Genomic DNA, 6,842 nt, shown 5'->3' with positions numbered 1-6,842 from the left:
CGCTGGCGCCGGGGCTGATCGCCGACGCCATCGTGGTGGACGACCACGTGGCGGGATTGCCGCGCGTGGTCGCCGCGATCGTCGGCGGCGAGCTGCGCTACGCGACGCGTGTGTTCAGTCACGACAACAGCCTGCGCATGGCGGCCTGACCATGCCGCTTGCCTATCGCTATGCCCTATACCTGGCGCCCACCGGCCCGTGGCGTGACTACGGCAGCCGCTGGCTGGGCCGCTGCGCCGACACCGGCGCGGCGCTACCGCCCCCGCCCGACATGCCGGAACCGTGCCGTGCCTGGACGGAGGCGCCCCGCCATTACGGCTTGCACGCCACCTTGAAGCCTCCCTTCCGGCTGCGCGCCGGCGCCACGCCACAAGCCGTGGACGCGGCGGCCCAGGCGGTGGCGCGCGGCATCTTTCCTTTCGAGGTCGAACTGGAATGTGAAATGCTGCGCGGTTTTCTGGCGTGGCGCATCGCCGAATCCGATACGCAGGGCCGGGCCCGCATCCAGGCCCTGGCCAACGCCGCCGTGCGCGGGCTGGACGACTTGCGCGCCCCGCCCCCCCCGGAAGAAATCGCGCGCCGCCAGCCGCAATCGCTGTCACCCGAACAGCAGGCCATGCTGGCGCACTGGGGCTACCCCTATGTCTTCGATACCTATACGTTCCACATCACGCTGACCGGAAAACTGATGGGCGACGCGCTCGAGCAGGCGCAACGCAGCATCGCGGCTTTCGCCGACCCGTTGCGTGGGCAGACCATGGCGGTGCCCGCCATCAGCATCTTCGTGCAGCCCCGGCCCGGCGCCGACTTCATCGCAGCGCGCCACTATGGCTTCGATGGCACGCACACCGACGCCATCGGCGCCGACTACCTGCAAGGGCCGCCCGCGCCATGATCCAGGCAGCCACGGCCCCGCCGCCCGCCGATGGCAGGCGGCTGATCTACCTGATGGGCGCCTCGGGCAGCGGCAAGGACACGCTGCTGCGGCTGCTGCGCGCCCACCTGCAACACGATGAACCCGTTCTGGTCGCGCACCGCTACATCACCCGCGACAGTGGCGGCACCGAAGACGCGCTACCCCTGTCGACGGAAGAGTTCGTGCGCCGCGCGGCGCTGGGTTGCTTCGCGCTGCGTTGGGCCAGCCACGGGCTGCACTACGGCATCGGTATCGAAATCGACACCTGGCTGGCCTGCGGCGCGGCCGTCATCGTCAACGGATCGCGCGCGCACCTGCCGGCGGCCCACGCCCGCTATCCCGCGTTGACGGCGGTGGAAATCACCGTTGACCCCGCCCGGCTCGCGCATCGCCTGGCCGGCCGCGGGCGGGAGAGCACCGAACAGATCGCGCAACGGCTATCGCGCGCCACGCAAGCCTTTGCCGTGCCGCAGGCGTGCCGCCTTGCGCAGGTCAATAATGACGGCGCGCCCGAATCGGCGGCCGCGGCCCTGCTGACGATTGCCCGGGAACAGCTCGCCCGGTAATGGGTGCTGGCGGGGGGGTGTCAGGCGGGACGTGTCAGGCGGCGGGCGGGTCGGCGCACAGGTCCAGCAATATGTCCGAAAAGCGCTCTTCCGCCGCCAGCGGCTGCTCGCGCCTGCGGCGGATCAGGTTGATCGGCGGCAGCTCCCAGCCGAAATCCCAAGGCACCATGCCCAGCTTGCCGCGCTGGCAGAGTTCGCGCGCGATGTCCTCGGGCACGACCGAGATCAGCGCCTCGTTCATTGTCAGCATGCCTTCGATCACGTCGGTGGAATAGGCTTCCAGCACCGGCGACGGCGGGCGCAGCCCGGCTCGGATGAAGTGCTCCATGATCAGTTGCCGCGTAGGCGTATTGGCCGCCGGCAAGACCCAGTCCATGGCGGCCACGGCTGGCCAGTCCGGCGCCCGCCGGGCCAGGCGCTGCGCCAGCCGGCTGTGCGCGATCAGGCGCGGACGCTGCCGGTACAGCACCCGGTGCATCAGGTCGTCCAGCGCCACGGTCGACGTTGCGCGGCTGACGATGCAGTCCAGCTCGTGCCGACGCAACATCGGCACCAGATGGTCCGTGGTGGCCCGATGCAGCGTCAGCGTCACCCCGTGGCGCTGATGCAGCCGGCTGATGGCCGCCGTCAGCAAGGCGCTGGACACATACGGCACCACGCCGACGTTCAGGTGCGCGGAACGGCCGGCATGCAGGGCCTCGACCTCGCGCGCCCACAGATCCAGATCGCTCTGCATGTGGCGCGCGCGCAGCAAGGCCAGCTCGCCCAGTGGCGTGGCCTGCAGGCCGCGACCGCTGCGCAGGAACAGCGGCGCGCCGAAAATGTCCTCGAGTTCGGCCAGGGCCTTGGTGACGGCGGGCTGGCTGATGCCGGTGGCCGCCGCCACCCGGGTCAAGGAGCCATGCTTGGCGATGTTGGTCAGCAGCGCCAGATGGCGGTGCTTCAGGCGGTTGGCCAGACGGGCGGCATCCCAGCTCATGGGTTTCTCTATAACCAAATGGTTATTCAATTATGCCAACAAAGCTGAATCGAGTTATTTCACGCTCCTATACTTCCGTTCACTTTCCCCGCTGCCCTTTCCGCCACCATGCGCGATTCCTTCACTACCCGTCCCGAAATACGCGGCACCTTCGGCGTTGTGTCATCCACGCATTGGCTCGCCACGCAGGTGGCGATGGGCGTGCTGGAACGCGGCGGCAACGCCTATGACGCCGCCGTCGCAGGCGGCTTCACCTTGCAGATCGTCGAACCCCACCTGAACGGGCCGGGCGGCGAAGTGCCCATCCTGCTCTGGAGCGAAAGCGAACAGCGCATGCGCGCGCTCTGCGGCCAGGGGCCCGCGCCCGCCTTGGCCACGCCTGCGTATTTCCGGGAACTGGGGGTGGAACTGGTGCCCGGCATCGGCCTGCTGCCTGCCACCGTGCCCGGCGCATTCGGCGCCTGGCTGACCTTGCTGCGCGACTACGGAACCTGGGAACTGGCCGACGTGCTGCAACCGGCCATCGACTATGCGCGCAACGGCTTTCCGCTGGTGCCTCGCGTGTCGCAGGCCATCCTGGCCGTGCAAGCGCTGTTCCGCGATGAATGGACGACTTCGCGCGATGTCTGGATGCCGGACGGCCGCGTACCGGCGCCCGACGCCCTGTTCCGCACGCCCGCCATCGCCGCGACCTACACGCGCATCCTGAACGACGCGCATGCCGCCAGCGGCGACCGGCGCGGCCGGATCGACGCCGCGCTGGAGAGCTGGTACCGCGGTTTCGTTGCCGATGCGATCGACGCCTACTACACCCATGAGGCCGTGCGCGACACCACCGGGCAACGCAACCGCGGGCTGCTGCGCAAAGCGGACATGGCCGACTGGCGCGCCACCTACGATGAACCGGCCACCACGCAATACGGCCGCTACACCGTGGCCAAATGCGGCGTCTGGTCGCAAGGCCCCGTGCATCTGCAGCAGTTGGCGATGCTGCGGCACTTGGGGCTGGATGGCCTGGACCCGACCTCGCCGCAATTCGTGCATCGCATCGCCGAAGCCGCCAAACTGGCGTTCGCCGACCGTGCCGCCTGGTATGGCGACCCCGACTTCGTGCAAGTGCCGCTGGCCGCGCTGCTGAGCGACGCGTATGCGCGGCAGCGAGCCGCGGGCATCGGCACACAAGCGTCCACCGTTTTGCAACCCGGCAGCCCCGACGGCATGGCCCCCCGCCTGCCCGACCTGGCTACCGCAGGCCGCACGCTGGCCGCCTCCGACATCCGGTTCGGCGTGGGCGAGCCCACGTTCGCGGCGCTGCCGCCCGTGTCCGAATGGGCCGCGCGCGAGATCTTCGTGGGCGACACCTGCCAGATCGACGTGATCGACCGCCACGGCAACATGGTGGCCGCCACGCCTTCGGGCGGCTGGCTGTCGTCCAGCCCGGTGGTGCCGGGCCTGGGTTTCCCGTTGACGACCCGGCTGCAGATGACGTGGCTGGACGAGGGCGTGGCGGGCCAGTTGCAGCCGGGCAAGCGCCCTTGCACCACCTTGTCGCCCGGCCTGGTGCTGCGCGACGGGCAACCCTATATGGCGTTCGGCACGCCGGGCGGCGACCAACAGGACCAATGGACCGTGGCGTTCTTCCTGCGCCACGCGATGGGCCTGAACCTGCAAGAAGCCATCGACGCGCCGTCCTGGCACATCGACCATTTCCCGGGCTCGTTCTGGCCACGCACGCAGACGCTGAACCGCCTGACGGTGGAATCGCGCCTGCCCGAGGCCACCGTCCAGGCGCTGCGCGATGCCGGCCACGAGGTCAAGGTAGGACCCGCCTGGTCCGAAGGCCGGATCAGCGCCTGCACGCGCGAACCCGCGGCGGGTGGCGGCTTGCTGCTGCGCGCCGGCGCCAACCCGCGCGGCATGCAGGGCTATGCGGTCGGCCGATGATCCTGATCAACCATTTCCATTCCAGCCGGCGTCCAGACCGGCACTTGCACAAGGGGTAATCACCATGACGTTGCGATTCAAACGATTGTTGCGCGCCTGCGCGTTCGGACTGGCGCTGACCGCGCCCGCGCTGTCCCAGGCCGCCTGGCCGGAAAAACCCATCACGCTGATCGTGCCCTGGGCGGCGGGCGGCTCCACCGACATCCTGGCACGCGTCCTGTCGGAAGGGTTGACGAAATCACTGGGCCAGTCCGTCATCGTCGAGAACCGCTCCGGCGCGTCCGGCAATATCGGCACCACCTTCGTGGCCCGCGCCAAGCCTGACGGCTACACCCTGCTGGTCGGTTCGATGAGCACCCACACCATGAACCAGGCGCTGTATTCCAACATGCCGTTCGATGGCGTGAAGGACTTCACGCCGATCGCCGAACTGGCGCTGGTGACGAACACGATGGTGGTCCATCCGTCGGTGCCCGCGACGAACCTGAAGGAGTTCATCGCCTACGTGAAAGCGCGCCCAGACACCGTCGCCTATGCATCGGCGGGCCAAGGCTCGACCAACCATCTGAGCGCGGCGCTGTTCGAAAAAGCCGCCGGTGTGAAGATGATGCACATCCCCTACCGCGGCGGCGCCCCCGCCGTGCTGGACACGGTGGCCGGCCGCACCCAGGTGCTGTTCAGCGCGGGCACGCAGACACTGCCCCACGTGCAGACGGGCAAGCTGAAACTGCTGGCCGTTACCGAGGAACAGCGCTCGCCGCTCTTGCCCGAGGTGCCTACCGTCGCCGAAACCCTGCCCGGCTACGAGCTGTCGGTCTGGTACGGCGCCTTCGGCCCGGCGGGCATGCCGCCCGAACTGACCGCACGCCTGAACCGCGAGATCAACCTGATCCTGAAGCGCCCCGACGTCATCAAGAAAATGGGCGACATGGGCGTGCTGCTGACCGAGACGACGCCAGAACAATTCGGCCATATCCTGGTGCGCGACGCCGACAAGTACGGCAAGCTGATCAAGGAATTGGGGATCACCGCGGAATGACCGGACACGCTATCGCGCATCATCCCGCGCCGGGCAGCGTGCAGGCCGTTGCCCAGGCTTACGCCTCCTCGGACGCGGCCGCCGCGCTGCAAGCCATCGATGCCTACGCCCGCGCCGCGCTGGAGCACGCCTTGTGCACCGTCAACCGCTACGACGCCGACGCCATGCGTGTCGTGCGCCTGTACAGCTCCAACCCGCAGGCCTATCCCCCGGGCGGCAGCAAGGACAAGCGTGGCACGTCCTGGGGCCGCCACGTCCTGCTTGAGCAACGGGTGTTCGTGGGCGAAGGCGAAGCCGCGATCCGCGAGTTCTTCAACGACCACGACGCAATCCGCGACCTGGGCCTGCAATCGGTGATCAACATTCCGGTGGTCTACGCCGGCGCATGCCTGGGCACCGTGAACTTCCTGATGCCGCGCGCGAAGGTGTCGGAAGCGGATATCGACCACGCCCGGCTGGCCGGTTTGCTGGCGTTGCCGGCGTTCCTGGCGCTACGCGCCGCGGGCTGACACCCCCTTGGAACAGGGCCCGCGCCTGGCGGGCCCTTTTTGCTTAGATCAACGCCCGCCGGATTCTCGACGACAACATGTCGATCACGATCACGAAGGCCACGATAATGATCATCACCGCGCAGGTTTCGGCGTAACGGAAGCTGCGGATGATTTCCCACAGCACCGTACCGATACCGCCGGCGCCCACGATGCCGACCACCGACGCCGAACGCACGTTCGACTCGAAGCGGTACAGTGAATAAGAGATCCACAGTGGCAGCACCTGCGGGATCACTCCGTAGACGATTTCTTCCAACGCGTTCGCGCCGGTGGCCCGCACGCCTTCGACGGGACGCGGGTCGATGGCTTCGACGGCTTCCGAGAACAGTTTGGCCAGCACGCCGGTCGTGTGCACCCACAGGGCCAGCACCCCCGCGAAGGGGCCCAGGCCCACGGCCACGATAAACAGCATCGCAAACACCATCTCATTGATGGCGCGGCAGGCGTCCATCAAGCGGCGCATCGGCTGGTAGACCCACGCCGGCACCATGTTCGACGAACACAGCAACCCCAGCGGCACCGCCACCACGATGGCAAGAAAGGTGCCCCACACGGCGATCTGCACCGTCACGATCATCTCGTCCAGGTACATGCGCCAATCGCGGAAATTGGGCGGAAAGAAATCGGCGGCGAACTGGGCCATATTGCCCGAGTCGCGCAGCAGGTCCAGCGGCCGCATGTCCGCGCCGCGCCACGACATGACAAGCAGCGCCAGCACGACGGCCCAGACAATAAGGACCGGCAGCGACGAGCGCGGCGCGGCAGGCAGGCGAGAGGGATGGGTAGCGAGGTTCATGGAGAAAGACGGTCCGCTTGGGAGCATTCGGAAAGAGAGTCGCCGGCGCGT

At 68.1% G+C, this 6,842-nt stretch carries 7 protein-coding genes and 1 pseudogene; 6 read left to right on the top strand and 2 right to left on the bottom strand.

The window, feature by feature from the left end; genetic code table 11:
- The 3 genes and pseudogenes from ACE039_RS23325 to phnN all read left to right on the top strand — a co-directional run.
- Positions 1-149 (top strand): annotated as a pseudogene (locus ACE039_RS23325) (alpha-D-ribose 1-methylphosphonate 5-triphosphate diphosphatase); the annotation flags it as partial.
- Between the two features lie 2 nt (positions 150-151).
- Complete coding sequence (locus tag ACE039_RS23320; RefSeq protein ID WP_485823452.1) at positions 152-895, top strand: DUF1045 domain-containing protein; 744 nt, start codon at positions 152-154, stop codon at positions 893-895.
- Entirely contained in the window at positions 892-1,482 is a 591-nt protein-coding gene (phnN, locus tag ACE039_RS23315) for a phosphonate metabolism protein/1,5-bisphosphokinase (PRPP-forming) PhnN (RefSeq protein ID WP_310030912.1), read from the top strand. Before ACE039_RS23320 ends, phnN begins: the two co-directional genes overlap by 4 nt.
- A 34-nt stretch (positions 1,483-1,516) precedes the next feature.
- On the opposite strand, the gene ACE039_RS23310 is transcribed toward phnN, so the two are convergent.
- Entirely contained in the window at positions 1,517-2,461 is a 945-nt protein-coding gene (locus ACE039_RS23310) for a LysR family transcriptional regulator (RefSeq protein WP_105559115.1), read from the bottom strand.
- A 108-nt stretch (positions 2,462-2,569) separates the two neighbouring features.
- Here ACE039_RS23310 and ACE039_RS23305 point away from each other — a divergent pair, with 108 nt between their 5' ends.
- The 3 genes from ACE039_RS23305 to ACE039_RS23295 all read left to right on the top strand — a co-directional run bounded on the left by ACE039_RS23305 (position 2,570) and on the right by ACE039_RS23295 (position 5,953).
- Positions 2,570-4,405 carry a gamma-glutamyltransferase family protein gene (locus ACE039_RS23305; protein WP_485823451.1) on the top strand — a complete coding sequence of 612 codons (1,836 nt, stop codon included), beginning with the start codon at positions 2,570-2,572 and terminating at the stop codon, positions 4,403-4,405.
- 64 nt (positions 4,406-4,469) lie between these two features.
- On the top strand, positions 4,470-5,444 hold the full coding sequence (locus ACE039_RS23300; RefSeq protein ID WP_485823450.1) for a Bug family tripartite tricarboxylate transporter substrate binding protein: 975 nt from the start codon (positions 4,470-4,472) through the stop codon (positions 5,442-5,444).
- Entirely contained in the window at positions 5,441-5,953 is a 513-nt protein-coding gene (locus tag ACE039_RS23295; protein ID WP_448713271.1) for a GAF domain-containing protein, read from the top strand. The genes ACE039_RS23300 and ACE039_RS23295 overlap by 4 nt, the downstream gene beginning before the upstream one ends.
- Positions 5,954-5,996: 43 nt before the next feature.
- On the opposite strand, the gene phnE is transcribed toward ACE039_RS23295, so the two are convergent.
- Positions 5,997-6,791 (bottom strand): phosphonate ABC transporter, permease protein PhnE, encoded by a 795-nt coding sequence (phnE, locus tag ACE039_RS23290; RefSeq protein WP_105559119.1) that lies wholly within the window; start codon positions 6,789-6,791, stop codon positions 5,997-5,999.
- Positions 6,792-6,842 lie beyond the last annotated feature (51 nt).

This window comes from Achromobacter maghribensis, from assembly GCF_057334215.1.
This window is presented reverse-complemented; position numbering and strand designations above follow the sequence as displayed.

Excerpts from the sequence above, each read along its gene's own strand:
- ACE039_RS23300 (WP_485823450.1), top strand. The coding sequence starts at position 4,470 with ATGACGTTGCGATTCAAACGATTGTTGCGCGCCTGCGCGTTCGGACTG.
- phnE (WP_105559119.1), bottom strand. The coding sequence starts at position 6,791 with ATGAACCTCGCTACCCATCCCTCTCGCCTGCCTGCCGCGCCGCGCTCG.
- phnN (WP_310030912.1), top strand. The coding sequence starts at position 892 with ATGATCCAGGCAGCCACGGCCCCGCCGCCCGCCGATGGCAGGCGGCTG.
- ACE039_RS23320 (WP_485823452.1), top strand. The coding sequence starts at position 152 with ATGCCGCTTGCCTATCGCTATGCCCTATACCTGGCGCCCACCGGCCCG.
- ACE039_RS23305 (WP_485823451.1), top strand. The coding sequence starts at position 2,570 with ATGCGCGATTCCTTCACTACCCGTCCCGAAATACGCGGCACCTTCGGC.
- ACE039_RS23310 (WP_105559115.1), bottom strand. The coding sequence starts at position 2,461 with ATGAGCTGGGATGCCGCCCGTCTGGCCAACCGCCTGAAGCACCGCCAT.
- ACE039_RS23295 (WP_448713271.1), top strand. The coding sequence starts at position 5,441 with ATGACCGGACACGCTATCGCGCATCATCCCGCGCCGGGCAGCGTGCAG.